Source organism: Pseudopedobacter sp. (genome assembly GCF_040392825.1).
In the GTDB taxonomy this organism is placed as follows: Bacteria; Bacteroidota; Bacteroidia; order Sphingobacteriales; family Sphingobacteriaceae; genus Pseudopedobacter.
In genome coordinates this window covers 1-17,932 of record NZ_JBEBVH010000057.1, presented here as the reverse complement: position 1 = coordinate 17,932, position 17,932 = coordinate 1, and the positions used below count along the sequence as shown (strand labels likewise).

The window sequence follows — 17,932 nt, the reverse complement described above, 5'->3', positions numbered from 1 at the left end:
ACAAAAGCATCCGGAAACCAGGAGCCTTCCAAGGTTATAGATTTCCACTCCGGAACTTTTCCTTCCTCCAGTACGCAATATTCAAAGGCATCTGGCACACCATCAGGATAATTCATTAACAGGCCCATTTTGGCTTTAATAGCCCCTTTTGTTCCCTCCCATTTTATAAAACTTTCCTGATGCTGAGCACCAAAGTCATGATCGTGGTTAGTATTAATAACTGCATGCAAAGTATCTCCGTAATCGAATATTACAGTAGATCTTGAAGAAGATAAAGCTTTAGCCGGATGCTTTAAAGTTTTCGCTAAAATTGATTGCGGATTTCCGAAGAAAGAGCGAATTAAATCAAAATAATGAATGCTATGGTATTGGAACTCCAGACGAGGATGCACCATCACATGAGGAAACAACTCCCATGGAGTCTGTACCGTTACACGTACTTCCATATCATATACTTCACCAATCAATCCCTGATCTATAATAGCTTTTGCGGCCATGGTATAAGGTGCAAAACGCAACTGGCAATTAATGGCCGCAACCAAATTCTTTCTTCTGCATACTTCTAAAATCTCATAGCTTTGTGCAATAAAATCACCCATCGGCTTCTGGATTAATACTCCTGCTCTATCCGGCAATTGCTCTAAAGTTTCTACAAACTTTTCAGGCATAATGGTGATATCATAAACTGCATTTTCCGGAGCGGCTGCAACAGCATCTGCTACATTATCAAAAACTCGCGGGATACCAAACTCCGATGCTAATTTCTCTGCCCGCTCTCTGGTCCTATTGGTAATGCCCCAAACTTCAAAACCCGCTTTTTTATAAGCCGGAAGATGGGCATCTTTGACAATTCCACCTGCTCCAATAATGACAATCGGAAGTTTCTGCTTTGGCAATGTGGGTTTATAGTTTATCTGCATTTATCTATTTTCTCTTGAGTTTCTACTAAAATATTGGCTAAGGTTTCATCTGTTGTCATTGCCCTCACCATCATCTCATCTATATATTCAGCTATTTTCGCCCACGTAGCGGTACGTGGTAAAGTCTTTGCGTAAAGGTGTAGCTGTTCCAATTTATGGTAATATGGAATGATCCGGTTAATTTCGGCATCATGCCAGGTAGATTTCCGGCAACCAATGCCTCCTTCTAAAGTCAACAATTTATCGCTTTCCGCTGAAGTAGCATACTGAATAAAATCAAAGGCTAATTGTTTTTTATCGCTTCCCTTTCCTATAGCGTATAACCAGTAAATATTTAAAGAAGCGGAATCTGTATATTCTAAAGATGGAATCTGTGCAACGTCAATCTTTCCTTTCACTTTAGATTCTTCAATAACCTCACACATGGCAGCAAATCCAAACCAGTTAATCATCATAGCTGCTTCTCCCCTGGCGAAAGCCAAACCACATTGCACAGATTCATAATCTTTTGCATGAGGATGTACGATGTCGTTATTATTTACCCAGGATTTATAAAAATCCAGTGCATCTATTGCTTCCTGCTGGTTGATATTAATATCCCCTTTTTCGTTAAGCAAGTTTCCGCCACGAGTCCATAACTGTAAGCAAAAATCGTAAACCGTATTATGCCCGTCCGGATAACCCGCCAACACCGTCCCGTACAAATTTTGATCTGGTCTTTGAAAAAAACTGGCTACTTCCAGAAATTCGTCCCATGTCTTTGGAATTGCTAAAGGCCTGCCAAATTGGATGTAAAAATTGCTTTGCTCTTCTTCAGATTCAAACAGATCTTTTCGGATAATTAAACATTCCGGTCCATCATGAAAAGGCAGTCCTACAATCTCTTTTTGTTCAAAAACTTGTGCTTCCAGCAAAGAATTACTCCAGACTTCTAAATTCAGATTTTGCGCTTCCAGATAAGGATTCAGTGCTTCCAAACTTTCGGAAGAATAGGCTTCGTCTAACCAATCCGTTACGATATGTGCTGCGTCCCAGTCGCCATTTTTCAAACCTCCTCGACCGATAATGGCATCATGAAGTTCCGGTAAATCCATGGCTACAAACTCAGCTTCTATATCTAAACCACGTTCTTTACAGAAAGACTCCCATATCTTCTGAATAGCATTCTCGAAAGGTTGAAATTTGCGTACTGCAAATCTGAATTTAGATTTTTCCATACAGCTCCTTTATGATTTTGGCATTGTCTTCCCCTAAAATAGGCGATCCTTTTGCTGATTTAATGACTTCTCCGTCCAGTCGGATTGGACTTCTAGTTGTTTCATATTCAAAACCATCAGACATTTTTACCGTTTGTACCATATCCAGAACTTTAAAAGCTTCGTGTTGGAATAAACGCTCCCAATCCATCACATCTGCACACCAGATATCTGCTGGTTCTAAGATATTCAACCAATATACGGTGTCTTGTGTTTTCAAATGATTGGCTAAAATGTCTTTGATCTCATCTCGCTTATCATATGCTTCGGCCATTTGTTCATAAGCCAATAAGGCTTCACAGGAAAGCAATTTGCCTAATACAGGAATAGATCCCATCGCCAAAGCCAAATAGCCATTTTGTGTTTGATAAATTCCGTAAGGTGCTCCTAAATAGGCGTGGGCGCTGTTACTTGCCGTACGTTCCTGCAACTGACCACCATCTTTATAAAAAGTGGTAATGGCTTCGAACTGGAAATCCAAAGCAGATTCTATCATACTCACTTGTACTAAAGCACCTTCGTTTTTTAACGTTTTGCGTAAGAGACAAGCCAAAATACCGTTGGCTAAATTTGCTCCCGCAAGCATGTCGACAATAGATAATCCCATGGGAACTGGACCATCATTTTTATTACCATTTAACCAGGTGATGCCTGTTAAAGACTGTAATAATAAATCCTGACCAGGTAAGTCTTTCCAAGGGCCTTCTGTTCCGTAACCAGAGATTTCACCGTAAACAACAGTCGGATTTTTTGCTTTTACAGATTCGTAATCGAAACCCAAGCGTTCCATTACTCCCGGACGGAAATTATGCATCACCACGTCAGCTTTTTCTATTAATTTCCAGATTTTCTCCCTGTCTCCATCATTTTTTATATCCAAAGCCAGGCTTTCTTTATTTCTGTTGATGGCATGGAATACCGTAGATTCTCCATTCAAAACTACGTTTGAGGTATATAGATGACGACAAATATCACCAGTTTCCGGGCGTTCTATCTTAATTACCCTGGCACCCAAATCGGCCAATTTCAAACTTGCCGATGGTGCTGAAAGGAATTGACTAAAGTCTACAACTAAATAATCTTCTAATGGCTTCATTTTATATCAGATTAAATTGTTGATTGATTAATTCGGTTTCTGCTCCTGCTTTCGGAGCTGCTTTTCTTGAATACAGCTTTTCTCTATTGATTTGTATCGGACTTCTGGTTCCTTTAAGGATTTCTCCAGTAGGTAAATCCAGTTCCTGGTCAAAACCCAACACCTTGTACGCTTCCTGATTTAAAAACTGTTGGTAATTGAATATCGGTGAACACCAAATTCCTTTACTATTTAATAAATCAATCCAATAGGAAGTGCTTTCTTCCTGGATACGGCTTGCTAATAATTGCGTGATCTCATCTCGCTGCGTGAACCATGAAGCTTTATCCTGATAAGCAGAGAAATCAATTTTTAAAGTCTCCCCAATAAACAACAAATTACCCATTGCCAAAGCCAAATAGGCATCTTTGGTTTTATAAATACCATAAGGTGCACTCAGATAAGCATGAGCTGTCCCGGCTTCACTACCTCTTTGTGGCAATTTATTGCCATCATTCAGGAAGCTGGTAATCACCTCGAATTGAAGATCGAGAATTGATTCAAGCAAACTGACTTCTACCAGAACACTTTTTTGCGTTTTTGCCCGCTTAATTAAAGCAGCTAAAATACCTTGCGTTAAATGATGACCACAAATCATATCGGCTGTAGCCAAACCAAAAGGTGTTGGTCCAGATTTACTTGTTCCGGATAACCACGTCAGTCCAGATAAAGACTGTACCAATAAATCCTGTCCAGGTTTGTTGGCCCAGGGACCTTTATTACCGTATCCGGTTACAATACCATAAACCAGTTTAGGATTGATTTTAATTGCCTGCTCGTAGTCTAATCCTATCTTTTCCATCACACCGGGACGGAAATTATGAGTCATTACATCCGCATGGGCAATTAATTTCTTTACACGTTCCAAATCCTCCGGATTTTTCAGATCTGCCGCATAAGATTCCTTATTTCTATTTATAGTGTGGAAAACCAAACTGTCGCCATCTACAAACAGATTCTTAATGGCTATTTGCCTTCCGCCTTCTCCCTTTATCGGTCTTTCTATTTTTATTACCCTCGCACCTAAATCTGCCAGTTTTAACCCAGCGGTTGGTGCAGCCATAAATTGGGCAAATTCCAAAACCAATAAACCTTCTAGTGGTTTCATTTCTTTTTGTTAGTTTAAAGTATTAAGTACCTAGTATCAAGTCACTAGATGCCCTGCTTGAATATATTATGTTGACTTTAGTATCTTCGCGTATGCACAATAATTAGCAAAGTCATGCTGAACTCGTTTCAGCATCTCATCATACAAGTAATATCCTTCATATGGGATCGAAATGACCTATATCTTTTTATTTGCCCCTCAAAACATCCGTAAAAATAACAGCTGATCTCTGTTTTTTACTTCCTGGACTCTATGTACAACTGATTCAGTTTATCTAATACCTGTTGCTCATCTCCGCCTTTCAATAAGTAATCTCTCACTACATCCCCTGCGTGATCCTGAAAATGCATATGGCCATGATATCTTGGTCTCAAATAAGCTCTTTGCAATGCCGGCAAGGTATTTTTGAAATAATTATGAGAAGCGACGTTGCTATGTTCACTTTCCCAGGCTTTTAAATGTCCTGGCTGCCCACCATTATCAAAGAATAAATATTCCTGAGTATGCGGATTGCCCACGAAATCGGCATAGGCTACGGCTTCTGCAACATATTGCGAAGACGATGAAATCGCTAATCCCGTCCCTCCTAAGGAAGTTTTCATATTTTCATAACCTTCTTCTAATGCTACCAAATCATGAAAATGCAACAGATTTTTGGCATATCCGTCTCTTGAATAGTTAGAATAGCCATAAGCAAAAGGACAATAAGCTGTTGTGTCTGTATTCACCATGGTTTCATAAACCTGTATGGGGTTTTTATCAAAGAAAGAACGGTCTATTTTATCTGCAAGCGTTTTAAATAATTGCAAAGCCTTGATACCATTTTCTTTACTGATAACCTCTGTTTCCGAAGCAAAAGGTTCTTCGCCCACGGCACAACAGAACATGTAATAGCTCATGATGGTATCAATAGGAATCAAAGCTGCGCCCACCAAACCTTTATCGGCTAAAGCCAACACATCTTTGAAAGTTTTAGGCAAACTCAAGTGATGCTTAACAAACAAATCTGGTCTGCTAGAAGCAACAGGAGTAGCCGCATCTATAGCCAAAGCCCATTGGTTTCCGTTAAAATTATAGCTTTCATGTGATCTACCCACGCTATTTGCAGCCTGGTCTGCAATATATTCTTTCGATAAATATTCGTCTAAAGGCAAAATAGATTTAGTTCCGGCTGCAAAACCCGCCCACGGATGGTCTATCACTAATAAATCGTAACGCTCTGCTAGTTGTTGGATAGACATATCTGCAAACTGTTGTAAAGAGCGTTTTTCCCAGACAATCTCTACTCCCGGATTCAATTCTGTAAATCTTTGTGCTGTTGCTACCATAGATGTAAATCCACGGCTGTGGTTCCAGGTAATCCCCTTTAATATTTTTGGTTTGCTCATTTTTATTTAAAACTTCGTTTTTGCTGCTTCTTGTACGTAATTGGCTTTTGCTTTTGTTGGATTGATATAAAAAGTATAATTGTAATCTTTAGCTGGTATTTGATATTGCTCTAAAGGTTGAGAAACCTCAGACCAGGAATCATTACCGCCAACCCCCATTTGTATTAAATCTATATTTACAGTTATTTGTTTACTATCGACCAGTTCGTGCCAATGTTTTTTAGATAAAATTTCTTCCTGTGTGAAAGGCCAGGCGCTCATACTCAGTAAGCTATCAGCAACTACCATGATACCTTCTTTATCTTTATTTCCAAAAGCCATCCAACGCACATCAGTACGGTTTCCGTTCTCCTGGGGATAGATGTAAGGTTCCATAAAATCATTTATAGGCATACTGTAAATGCCAGCATCAAAACCGTATCTTCTGTCAATATAATTTTCCATAGGTCCCTTACCATAGAACGTAATATTGTCATACGGACGAGCTATAGCCATTTGCATACCCACTTTAGGAATATGAGGTAAGGCGGTATCAGCTTTCAGGCTATATTCTACTTTCACTATACCATTTCCATTTACAGTATACACTACCTTGATGCTTGCCTTATCAGCAATAACATCATAGTTTGTGGTAATTTGTGCTAATCCTTCGCCAATAGATTTCGCTTCAACCGTTTTAAGCTTTGCTTTATTTTCATACCATTCTTTCAGGACTTTATTTGGTTTCCACCCCCTTCTGTCATTCTCAGTTTGTGGACGTAAGAAATTAGGGAATAACGGTTTTAATATTTGCTCATTTCCATTCAGGATATAAGAAGTTAAAGCGCCATTTTGCTTATCGAAAGCAATCTGGAAGTCCTTCCCTTTAACGGCGATACGATTATCGCCCTGATCTAAAGAAATTGCCGCAAATTTTTGTTGATTGTTTTGGTGTGTTGCCAAGCCAGTCAAAGCAAATTGATTTGAAGCCACTTCAAAGCCTTTTTTCTCCCAGGCCTCATCTGTTGATAATTTAAAGTGAATGCTTAACAGGTACTCTTTACCCTTTTTAAATTTTGGTAAATAAGATTTCAGGCTGATTTCCTTTTGCTGTCCCGGTTCCAAATCAATTGCCGGGATTTCCTTTCTTAATACCTGAACGCCGTCTTCCAACACTATAATTTCAGGTGTATAATCCTTTAGGTTTTTCACAGCGTTTCTATTTGCAATATTAATAGTTGCTGTTGCTGCATTAACCAATGTTGCTTCCGCTCCCTGATAAACACGTTTATTTTCGAACATAGCTGCCTTTGCTCTACCCCATGCATCTACTACACCATTCAAGCTGAAAGAACCATTGTGGTATTTCTCACCAAAATCGCCACCATAAGCCAAAAATTCTCTGCCTGTACTGTCTTTTTTAATTAACGCCTGATCTTTATAATCCCAAATGAAGCCGCCAATCATCCGGGGTCTGCTACGGAAAATATCCCAGAACTCTTTAAGATTTCCGGTAGAATTGCCCATAGAGTGCGAATATTCAACAAACAGAATTGGTCTTTTGTCGCCATTTTTTTGACTTAATAATAAATCTGGTGTATAAATTCCCGGATAGAACCTGGAAACGATATCTACATAATATTGATCTAAAGGATTTTGCAGACGATGTGAGTGGTCATTCGTTTTCGGATATTTTGGATCTTTGGGATCAATATAGCCTTCTAGTTGATGGCTTCCCATTCCCGGTTCATAATGTACTGGCCTGGTAATATCAAAATCGTGAAGCCAGGCAGCCATGGAAGCTGTGGTTGGACCTCTTCCTGCCTCGTTACCCAAACTCCAGATTATAATACTAGGATGGTTTTTATCTCGATATGCCATTCTGGTAATACGCTCCATATGCGCAGCACCCCAGTCCGGATCGTTAGCCAGCTTACCTCCCAAACCATGGGTTTCGTAATTGGCTTCATCCATTACCATAATCCCGTACTCATCACAAAGTTCATAGATATAAGGATCATTTGGATAATGGCTGGTACGAATGGCATTGAAATTGAATTTCTTAATTTGCGCAATATCTTTACGCATATCTTCCCTGCTTAAAGCTTTACCTTTTACCGGATGGTGATCGTGACGATTTACCCCATACAGATAAGTTACCTTGCCATTGATCAATAGCTTTCCGTTCTCTTTAGAGAACTCAATTTTACGGAATCCCACTTTACAGCTTTTTGCCTCCAACAGCTTATTTTCTTTATCGTAAAGCGAAATCACCAGTGTATAAAGATTAGGCTCTTCCGCCGACCATTTTTTCGGGTTCTTCACTTCAGATTCCAACAAACCGAATTTCACGTTATCTAAACGCGGATAAGCTTCATTGAAAATATCATGTCCGGATTTCTCCAATTCGTTAGCAAAAACTGGCTTCTTATTGGCATCATATAATTGTGCCTTCACCATATAACCTTCTGTAGTTACACCAGAATAATTATCTATGCGTGGACGAAGACTGAAAATAGCATCTTTATATTCTTTATCCAGTTTTGCTTGCCAATGAAAATCTGCAATGCGTACTTTTGGTTCTGCTAATAACATCACGTCACGGTGAATACCGCTCATTCTCCATTGATCCTGATCTTCCAGATAGGAAGCATCACTCCAACGGATTACCTGTACAGAAATCACATTTTCTCCCGATTTCAGGTAAGGTGTTATATTAAATTCCGACGGCAAACAAGAGTCTTCGCCATAACCTAAAAACTTACCATTTAGCCAAACTTTATAAGCAGATGTCACACCACCAAAATGTAAGGTGATGTTCATATCCTTCCAGTTTGCAGGTAAGGTAAATGTCTTTTGATAAGATCCTACAGCATTATAATCTCTTGGTACACGAGGCGGATCTACCGGTCTGAACGGATATACAGCCGATTTATAAATAGGAATATCATAGCCTTGCATCTCCCAACTGGAAGGTACTGGAATCGTTTTCCATCCCTGTTGGACTTGTGTATAGAAATCTACAGGAGCATCGGCAGGCTTGAAAGCAAATTTGAAAGCCCAATCTCCATTCAGCATCATCAAACGATCACTCTTTTCTCTTTTGCCTTCAAGAGCAGCGTCTATAGATGAGTAGGAATAAGCTGTTGCTCTGGCATGTTCCCGATTGATCGAAGTAATCTTGGGGTCTTCCCAGGGTTCCAAATTATAAATTCCGGGCACCGGCGGAATAGTAGCTGGTAGACCATCAACCGTCTGCGCCTTACTAAATGTTGGGATTGCCATCAATCCGGATACGGCTAGATATATATATTTTTTCATTTTATTTTTTAAAGTAATAAGTTCTTAGTTTTAAGTAATAAGTAGCCTAACATGATGATCGGATGCTAGTATCAAGCATCAGCATGTTTTGTTTTTATTTTTGCATTACTCTTCAGATCTGTTCTTATTTATTAAGTCTTTGGAATAACATACTTATAACCTAAAACTTACTACCTACAACTGTACTATAACTTAACCAAATATTCTCTTCCTCTCTCCACTTGCAACTCATACTGGTTCTTTCCTACTGTCTTAATTGTTGCATCTTTACAAACCGGTTTTTTCTTATTGTTTATTTTCAATGTACCAGTTCCTACCGGAGACTTCACTTTAATTTCAGAAGTGCTTACATACAATTCAATTTCTCCTTTTGGTGTGGGGATACTACCTTGCATCCATTTCAAGCCACCTAAATGAGGTTCAATAGTATAGTTTTCATAACCCGGAGCAGTTGGGCGTACACCTAAATAATATTTACCCAATAGATAAATCGGGCTGGCTCCCCAGGAATGGCAAAGGCTTTTTCCAAATTCACGGCCATACATGGTATAATGTTCTGCGCCAGATTTTGCAGGATTATATTCTTCCCAGAAAGTAGTTGCCCCTAACTTCAACATACCTCCCCAATAATCCTTCATCTCTTTCATGACATAATTCTGCTCGCCCATAGCACACAAAGCTTCCAACTCGTAGAAACGCATATAAGGCGTCATAATCTTTTGGATATTGTCGTTCAACAATACATTTTGTTTCACGCCTTGCTTCTGTTGAGCATTCAGATAATCAAAGAAAATAGCGAACATATTGGTATAACGCGTTACATTATCCGTTTGCTTACCATCGATTCTGCTATGGGCAAAAGCCTGTTTGCTTTCGTTCCAGTAATAGTTAAATATTTTAGACTTCAGACTTTTCGCTTCTGCACTATAAAAATCCTTCGCTTTTTGATCTTTTAAAATATCGGCACACAAAGCCATCGTCTCCAAACTTCTGCACAGCAATAGCTGCTCAAAACTCACTTCGCCTTTTTTGCTCAATCCATCTGCCCAATCAATAAAAATCCAATCGCCGGAAAGTCCTTGCATTAAACCGTCTTTATTTCTGCGTTGAAGACAGAATTCCATTAAAGACTGCATTTTAGGGTAAGCCAGTTCAATAAACTCCTTATCTCCTGTATATAAATAGTAGTCGTAGATTCCCAGAAACCAATAGAACGTATAATCCATAATGGTATTGATATGGCTCATGGTAGGTTCCTTACCTCTTAGGGCCAAAGTGGTGCGTTTTACCGACTCAGAATCAAAACCCAAGTAATAATTCATTAGATAGCTCTGATATGCATCACCACTCCAAATCCAACGGTCACGTTTAATACCATCAATAAAGAATTCACGAGTAGTCAATTCCATGGTATATTTGGAAACATCCCAAATCTTGTTCAATTCTGCATCTGAAGAAGTGAAACGGCCACGATCTTTCATTGGCAAATATTCATATAGCATAGAAACCTTAGCTATAGAAACTTCAGGATCGGTAACGATATTCACATATCTGAAAGCTTTTGACAGCTCTAAAACTGAATCCTTTGCACTGGCATTGTTAATATCAAAAATATCGAAGGTCTCACATGTCTTCGTTCCCAAAGCCTCTTCTTTTGACTCTCCATAGTAGATTTGTACTTTACCCTTACCTTTTAACTGGTGCAATTTTACAAAGCCGAAAGTGTTTTTTCCAAAGTCTATAACTTGTTGATTCCCCTTTTTCTCGGTATTTGTAGCCTCTTGAGGTCTGGTTGCTAATTTAAACGCAGAAGGCTTATTATCTGGAGTATTGAAATTCCAGATTCCAGCTTTTACATAAGTAGTTCCGGATTGGTCTGAAGCCTTTCCGGTTTCATCTATCCACTCCTTATCTTCAAAAGTTACCAACCAGGTATTATCTGTTTTAATGGTTTTACCTTTGATGTATAATGCAGGCACATGTCCCTGGTTATGTATTTTGATATTGATTTTTTGTTGTCCCGCAGGAATAGTCAGCTTTTTTGGATATCCCGATACCATCTTGCCGTTGATTTTAACATTGTATCTTCCTTCTGCAAAAATCTCAATATCCTCTGGTTCTGTTAAGTTGAAAACTTTGTGGAATTCTACCAGTACATAATGGCTATCCATTCGCCAGAATGGCGGAAAGAAAGTCCCTCGCTCTGTACGACGGTTTTGCATATCGTTGCTTAACCAGATTTCGAAATCTCCCGGATACCAGATCCACGTAGATTTTTGCTCTTGTGCTTTTGTTGCCAGAGTAGACAAGCTTGTTATTGCTATTATGATCGCAACACACAGATTCTTAAGGTATACAATGTTCATATATTATAATGGATTTTAATTAAAAAAGAGCCACTTGCAGCTATATCAAATCTATTAGCTATATGCCTGCATTTTATATAACATGTTTCCTTTGTATTATATGATATTAGCTTTAAATTTGTAATAGCAATATACCTGTAAACTGACAAGGTCACTAATAATTAGACCAGTAAAATTATTACTCCATCTATAGTCCACGTATAGTCTACCTTTCATCCACATATAGCCCGCTGTACCTGGCTTATTCCTTTAACTATCCTATAACTATTCCAGTACTATATCTAACTATATATAAATACGGCCTAAGACAGGAAACAATAGCATCGTGATAGCATGATTATTAGAACAAAATATAATTGACTCAAATTGTTAAAACTTTTTTAAAGAAATTGCATTTAACATTCAAAGCAAGTTAGATGCAACAGGAAACAAAGAAATCTATTTTTAAGGATAGAAAGCGAACAAATATTTTGAAGTCCGCAGAACAGAAACTTATTTTATATCTTGTAGAAAGAGTTCCTTCATCGTTCACCCCTAATATATTAACTTTTATTGGAAGCCTGGGCTCCCTGGCGGTTCTAATAGGGTTCTTATTAGCAAAATATATCTACATAAATTACCTCTTTATCTGCATTCTGGGGCTTCTGATCAATTGGTTTGGCGATTCATTAGACGGCAGAATTGCTTATTACCGTGGAATTCCCAGAAAATGGTTCGGTTTTTCACTTGATATAATTATGGACTGGCTAAGTACTATAATGATTAGCCTGGGTTACTTCTATTATGCTCCGGAGGAATTTAAAGTTTTTGGATTCATTTTCCTTGCGCTTTATGGCTGGGCAATGATTATTTCACAGCTACGTTATAAAATTACAGACAAATATATAATCGACTCCGGTGCTGTTGGTCCTACAGAAATAAGGGTGATTATTGCGTTGATATTGATATTCGAAATCATATTTCCTTCATTTATTCAATATGCAGTTATTGTTATTTCTCTCGTTCTAACAATAATAAATATCAAAGATACAAGCCAGTTACTTAAATATGGCGATGAACGCGATCTGTTAGAGAAAAAACAATGATTAAAGAAAGATTAATTATGTTTTTAAAAGCACAGTTGTCTGCATTTATTGGCGGGATAACAGACTATGCAGTAATGATTTCCTTAACAGAAATCTTTCATATACATTACACAATTTCTATATGTATTGGGGGTACAGTAGGTGCCATCGTTAATTTTTCTATTAACAGAAACTGGACATTTGATTCAAACAATGCTAAAGAAGGAAAAATTAACACCCAGATTATCAAATTTATAACTATGGTATCCGGAAGCATCTTTCTCAAATCTGCAGGTACATATTTAGTAACTACAGGTATGAAGATTGATTATAAAATAAGCAGAATCATCGTTGACATTATTGTATCACTTGGATTTAATTACACCCTACAGAAATACTGGATTTTTAAAAAACCTAATAAACTACCGAAAACTATGTAAGTTCCATAACCTCCGGATTAATACAGGTTAGTAAACTTTCGTTATTGATTTTTGCTATGATATTCTGAACAGCCAGTTTAACCATTTCATTTCTTGTTTCTACGGTAGCCGACCCGATATGAGGCAAAACAGCTACACTTTCCATTTCTAATAAAGGGTTATCTGGCGCCATAGGCTCTGGATTGGTTACATCTAAGCCCGCGCCCCAAATCTGCCCATCCTCCAGCGCTTTTATTAAATCTTCTTCATTATGAACAGCTCCTCTGGAAGTATTGATAAAAATAGCACTGTCTTTCATTTGGGAAAACACCCTATAATCAAATAAACCTTTAGTCTCTTCGCTTAACTGCGAATGCACAGAAAGTACATCACTTTGTTTTAACAAATCTTCAAAGCTCACCCATCTGGCATTTAACATATCTTCTGCCTCCTCATTCCTATTCCTATTATGGTAGATAATCTCCATATTGTAGGCCCCTTTGCACAATTTCGCCATTTCTAAACCAATTCGTCCTAAACCAAAAATCCCTAATGTTTTATTATGCAACTCTATGCCCAATATATCTGTAGGAATTTTCTTTTGCCATTTTCCTTTTAGAATTTTTTTGTGCTGATAAAAAGCCTTTCTGGATACAGCTAACATTAATAAAAATGCAGTATCTGCTGTAGCCTTACTCAAAACGCCTGGTGTATTGGTAATAGGAATACGATATTGAGTCGCTGCCGAAACGTCTACATGATCGTAACCTACACTTAATAGCGAGACAAGTTCTAACTTTGGACAAGCTTTAAAGAACTCTTTGTCTAGTTGGTTAGAACCAACATTAAATAAAATACTGCAGTCTCTCACATTTTCTATCAGTTCTTGTTTGGTTATTTTTCTTTCATATGGCCATTGCTTATAAACAATGTTTGCCTCTGTTAAAAGTTCTAAACCTATCTTAGGGATTCTGCTCGTAATAAAAACCAATTTCTCTGACATAAATACTCCTTTATTTTACTGATATATCTTCATCGATGTCCGCTCTACCAATGTTTTAGGCAAGAGCCACGCCAAAAACACGCCCAGCTTATTGATAACACCCGTTACAACCTCTTTCCTCTTTCTAAACATGGCTTTTACCGCAATGTCTGCAACTTCATCTGGTGTCATATTTACTTTATTAGCAGCTTTTTGACCTCTATCTCCAACCTTCGCCCTTACTATAAAATTGGTATCTGTTGGCCCCGGACAAATACAAGTTACAGACACGTTTGTACCGCTCAATTCCTGCGCCAAACCTCTGCTAAAAGAAAGAACAAACGATTTGCTGGCAGAATAAAGAGAAAGAAAAGGCACTGCCTGATAAGCTGCTGTACTGGCGATGTTTAAAATATAACTCTGTTGCTGAAGTTTCAGTATTGGAAGAAACAGGTAAGTTAATTTCGTTAGCGATATAACATTTAAATCCAGCATATTAATCCAATCGCGTTTTTCGTTCTGCAGTAAAGGCCCACTTAAACCATACCCCGCATTATTGACTAAAACACTAACAGGAAGATTTCTTTGTTGAACAAATTCAAGCAATTTTTCATCCGAATTATGCTCTGATAAATCCAACAAAGAATATAATACTTCTACCCCAAATTTATTTCGAATATCTTCGGCTATATCAATTAGTTTATTTTCTGATCTTGCAATTAAAACTAAATTATACTTTTCTGCAGCAAGCTTATAAGCTATAGATTTACCTATGCCGTTACTTGATCCTGTAACTATCGCGTATGTCATAACTTTTTTCAATAAACATTTATTAGCTGAAATTGTTATCCAAACAATCAGCTAAAATCAATAATATTCGATTAGCTGCACAAAACAAATAACAAATTCACTTGTAATATAGTAGTGTTTGATAAGTTAATAAAAAATTAATCGTTTTATAACTTACACATTTAACCTAAAAACATGACCAAGATGGGAACGTCTTATCCAATATTTGATTTGGGCGAAGTGCTCAGCTATGAACAAAAACATTTTTTTGAAGAGCATGGATTTATCCATTTCAGGGATTTTATTAATCAGGACGCGGTGAAATCTATAATATCAGCCTCGGAAGAAGTACAAAAACAATGGGTAGATAATAAAGTAGAAAAAATAAATGGCATTCCTGTTAAATATGGAAAGGATCTCGATGGTACACCAATAGTTCAACGATTCGCATTTATAAATAAATTTCATCCTGTCTTACATGAACTTACTCTGGACCCCAGATTTAATATCCTGTTAGAATTAGCGGGAGAAAATAGCCGTTTAAGTATAAATGAAAAAGATGGGATGGTATTTAACCACTATGTGAACAGTGAAAACAGTAAATTCACAAAAATGGGATGGCATACGGATGGATTAAGGGATATATTCCTTGGTGGAAAATTAAATCCAATGCTTAATGTTGGAATCCACCTAAGTAACCTAAAGCCCGAAAATGGTGGATTGCGAATAATTCCCGGCACTCATAAACAAAATTTATATCAGTTACTTTTTCGAAAAAGATACTTTTTTGATCATAACGAAGATCCTAATGAGATTGCTATTCTACCCAAAGCCGGAGATTTGACTATACATGACGGACGTCTGTGGCATAGAGTAGCTAAATCTAATATCGTTGGCGAATCTAGTCGCCGCAGGGTTATTTATATTCCAATCATATCCGGCAAATACGCACCAAAAACAGAAAACAGCCCTACTGCATTTTATCATAGGTTCGTAAACCTAATTAAATAATAAAAGTCAAATCAAAATAAGACGCCATTTCGATTTTATTGTTTGAAGGAAATAAGTCTGAAACTTCTTTTAATCGAAATGGTGTCTAAATTTACCTACCAAACTATCTGGTAGGTCCCTCATCTGGCATTGGGGTCGGATTAGGCATGTTTGGTCTGGGCTTCGGCGTAGGCCTTTGTGGCTCTGGAAGCGGTGGTGGCGGCGGTGTTGGTTTCGGTAATGTATCCGGGCCTGGGGGAATCGGAACTCTTGGAGTTCTTGTCGTATCAGGTTTCGTAACAGTGTCCTGATCTGAACTTAGATAAAGATCTCCGCTATTTTTAAGCGAAACATTAATGGAAGCGGCATACGCCGACGCCGCTATACATGCGGCACCGACAATTAATGCAATTTTTTTCATAGCTTTTGTTTTTAGTAGACAAAACCATTCCTGCATATTTCAAGCCAAAACTTTGATAAAGAATCAATTAAACACACAAATCAGGATAAATAGAAAAAGATATGGTTTAAATTAAGATCTTTTTAAAATCGGTTTTATTATTGCTATAATTATTACATGAATATCAATGAATACGATAAATTAAGTCCTTCTGAAGCCATAATTTATCAGAATATTTTAAAAAATCATATTGAATTAAGGCCACTTTCTAAACCTATTAGTACAATTGGCGGCGCAGATATCTCTTTTAACAAAAACGAAGAAACTGTTTATGCGGGAATCATTGTTCTAAGTTATCCTGATCTCAGAATTATAGAGCAGGTTACAATAATCGGAAAAAGTACCTTCCCTTACATATCTGGCTTATTAGCATTTCGAGAAATACCGACATTGATGGAAGCGTATGAAAAACTTAAAAATAAACCCGACTTATTAGTTTTGGATGGACAGGGAATTGCTCATAGGAGAAAAACTGGAATCGCTTCGCATTTTGGGATACTTATAAACTCTCCAACTATTGGTTGTGGAAAAAGCAGGTTGTTTGGTTCTTATACAGATCCGGAAAATCGAAAATTTGCAGAAAGTCCTCTCATGGACAAAAATGAAAGAATAGGAACTGTATTACGTTCAAAAATCAACTGTAATCCGCTTTTTATTTCACCGGGCAATCTGATAACCATAGAAGAATCTACAGAAATTATTAAAAAATGTATTGGTTCTTACAGAATTCCAGAACCTACCAGATTAGCGCATTTATTAGTAAACGATGCCAGAATTAGCGCAGGAGAAGAAACTAATATTGGCAAGCTTTTTTAAAATAAAAGAGAGCTCAGTTTAGCTGAGCTCTCTTCTTATATCGTTACTATGAAATACTATCTCGCTTCTAAAGGAACATATTTTCTATCTTTTTCACCTACGTAAACTTGTCTTGGTCTGCCAATAGGCTCTTTATTTTCTTTCATTTCCTTCCACTGTGCAATCCATCCTGGAAGACGACCCAATGCAAATAATACCGTGAACATTTCTGTCGGGAATCCGAATGCTCTATATAAAATACCTGAATAGAAATCTACGTTTGGATAAAGCTTTCTCTCTACAAAATAAGGATCACTAAGAGCAACAGCCTCCAGTTTTTTAGCAATATCAAGCACAGGATCATTAATACCCATTTTTGCCAAAACATCGTCGCAAGCTTTCTTAATAATCTTAGCTCTTGGATCGAAGTTTTTATAAACACGGTGTCCAAATCCCATTAAACGGAAAGGATCATTCTTATCCTTAGCTTTTGCGACCCACTTATCAACATCACCACCATCTTCTTTTATTTTCTCCAGCATTTCAATTACAGCCTGATTGGCACCACCGTGTAATGGTCCCCATAGCGCCGAAATACCTGCAGAAATAGAGGCATATAAATTACAGTCAGAAGAACCAACAATTCTTACTGTTGAAGCCGAGCAATTTTGCTCATGATCTGCATGAAGAATCAGCAATTTGTTCATTGCATCTATAACAACAGGGTCAATTTCATATTCTTCTGTTGTATAGCTGAAAGTCATTGACATGAAGTTGGTTACATAATCCAATTTGTTTTGAGGATAATTTACCGGATGGCCTAACGACTTTTTATAAATCCAGGAAACAATTGTAGTCATTTTAGCTAAAAGCTTTATAATGGTAAGCTCTTGCTCTTCCCTACTTTGATTAGGATTTAAAGACTCTGGGTAAAATGCAGACAAAGAACAAACTAAAGAA

The 17,932-nt window shown here is 37.6% G+C and carries 15 protein-coding genes; 4 read left to right on the top strand and 11 right to left on the bottom strand.

Annotation, left to right across the window (positions count from 1 at the left end; genetic code table 11):
• The 7 genes from ABWO41_RS06060 to ABWO41_RS06030 form a co-directional block, all read right to left on the bottom strand.
• Positions 1-920, bottom strand: a 920-nt coding sequence (locus ABWO41_RS06060; protein ID WP_353134996.1) for a Gfo/Idh/MocA family protein, incomplete at its 3' end; no start/stop codon positions are given.
• The gene (locus ABWO41_RS06055; RefSeq protein ID WP_353134993.1) at positions 911-2,137 is read right to left on the bottom strand and encodes an extracellular solute-binding protein; all 1,227 of its coding nucleotides are present in this window, start codon (positions 2,135-2,137) and stop codon (positions 911-913) included. The genes ABWO41_RS06060 and ABWO41_RS06055, both read right to left, overlap by 10 nt.
• Entirely contained in the window at positions 2,124-3,272 is a 1,149-nt protein-coding gene (locus ABWO41_RS06050) for a CaiB/BaiF CoA transferase family protein (protein ID WP_353134990.1), read from the bottom strand. Before ABWO41_RS06050 ends, ABWO41_RS06055 begins: the two co-directional genes overlap by 14 nt.
• 1 nt (position 3,273) lies before the next feature.
• Positions 3,274-4,419 carry a CaiB/BaiF CoA transferase family protein gene (locus ABWO41_RS06045; protein WP_353134987.1) on the bottom strand — a complete coding sequence of 382 codons (1,146 nt, stop codon included), beginning with the start codon at positions 4,417-4,419 and terminating at the stop codon, positions 3,274-3,276.
• Positions 4,420-4,655: 236 nt separating this feature from the next.
• Positions 4,656-5,807: an ABC transporter substrate-binding protein gene (locus ABWO41_RS06040; RefSeq protein WP_353134984.1), complete on the bottom strand. Its 1,152-nt coding sequence runs from the start codon at positions 5,805-5,807 to the stop codon at positions 4,656-4,658.
• A gap of 6 nt (positions 5,808-5,813) precedes the next feature.
• On the bottom strand, positions 5,814-9,107 hold the full coding sequence (locus tag ABWO41_RS06035; protein WP_353134981.1) for a glycoside hydrolase family 2 TIM barrel-domain containing protein: 3,294 nt from the start codon (positions 9,105-9,107) through the stop codon (positions 5,814-5,816).
• Between the two features lie 185 nt (positions 9,108-9,292).
• Positions 9,293-11,473, bottom strand: a complete 2,181-nt coding sequence (locus ABWO41_RS06030; RefSeq protein WP_353134978.1) for an alpha-L-rhamnosidase-related protein — start codon at positions 11,471-11,473, stop codon at positions 9,293-9,295.
• 416 nt (positions 11,474-11,889) lie between these two features.
• On the opposite strand from ABWO41_RS06030, the gene ABWO41_RS06025 reads away from it, so the two are divergent.
• Positions 11,890-12,558, top strand: a complete 669-nt coding sequence (locus tag ABWO41_RS06025; RefSeq protein WP_353134975.1) for a CDP-alcohol phosphatidyltransferase family protein — start codon at positions 11,890-11,892, stop codon at positions 12,556-12,558.
• Complete coding sequence (locus ABWO41_RS06020; protein ID WP_353134972.1) at positions 12,555-12,977, top strand: GtrA family protein; 423 nt, start codon at positions 12,555-12,557, stop codon at positions 12,975-12,977. Before ABWO41_RS06025 ends, ABWO41_RS06020 begins: the two co-directional genes overlap by 4 nt.
• Here ABWO41_RS06020 and ABWO41_RS06015 read toward each other — a convergent pair.
• Together ABWO41_RS06015 and ABWO41_RS06010 are read right to left on the bottom strand one after the other, a co-directional pair.
• Positions 12,970-13,959 (bottom strand): 2-hydroxyacid dehydrogenase, encoded by a 990-nt coding sequence (locus ABWO41_RS06015; RefSeq protein WP_353134969.1) that lies wholly within the window; start codon positions 13,957-13,959, stop codon positions 12,970-12,972. The two genes, ABWO41_RS06020 and ABWO41_RS06015, sit on opposite strands and share 8 nt — an antisense overlap.
• 15 nt (positions 13,960-13,974) lie before the next feature.
• Positions 13,975-14,748 (bottom strand): SDR family NAD(P)-dependent oxidoreductase, encoded by a 774-nt coding sequence (locus ABWO41_RS06010; RefSeq protein WP_353134966.1) that lies wholly within the window; start codon positions 14,746-14,748, stop codon positions 13,975-13,977.
• 174 nt (positions 14,749-14,922) lie between these two features.
• Here ABWO41_RS06010 and ABWO41_RS06005 point away from each other — a divergent pair, with 174 nt between their 5' ends.
• A complete protein-coding gene (locus ABWO41_RS06005) occupies positions 14,923-15,738 on the top strand; it encodes a phytanoyl-CoA dioxygenase family protein (protein WP_353134963.1) in 816 nt (271 codons plus the stop codon).
• Between the two features lie 103 nt (positions 15,739-15,841).
• Here ABWO41_RS06005 and ABWO41_RS06000 read toward each other — a convergent pair whose 3' ends face one another.
• The gene (locus ABWO41_RS06000) at positions 15,842-16,138 is read right to left on the bottom strand and encodes a hypothetical protein (protein WP_353134960.1); all 297 of its coding nucleotides are present in this window, start codon (positions 16,136-16,138) and stop codon (positions 15,842-15,844) included.
• A gap of 156 nt (positions 16,139-16,294) precedes the next feature.
• Between ABWO41_RS06000 and nfi the strand changes: the two genes are divergently transcribed.
• On the top strand, positions 16,295-16,993 hold the full coding sequence (gene nfi / locus ABWO41_RS05995; protein WP_353134957.1) for a deoxyribonuclease V: 699 nt from the start codon (positions 16,295-16,297) through the stop codon (positions 16,991-16,993).
• 56 nt (positions 16,994-17,049) lie between these two features.
• Here nfi and ABWO41_RS05990 read toward each other — a convergent pair.
• A partial coding sequence (locus tag ABWO41_RS05990; RefSeq protein WP_353134954.1) for a citrate/2-methylcitrate synthase occupies positions 17,050-17,932 on the bottom strand: 883 nt, incomplete at its 5' end.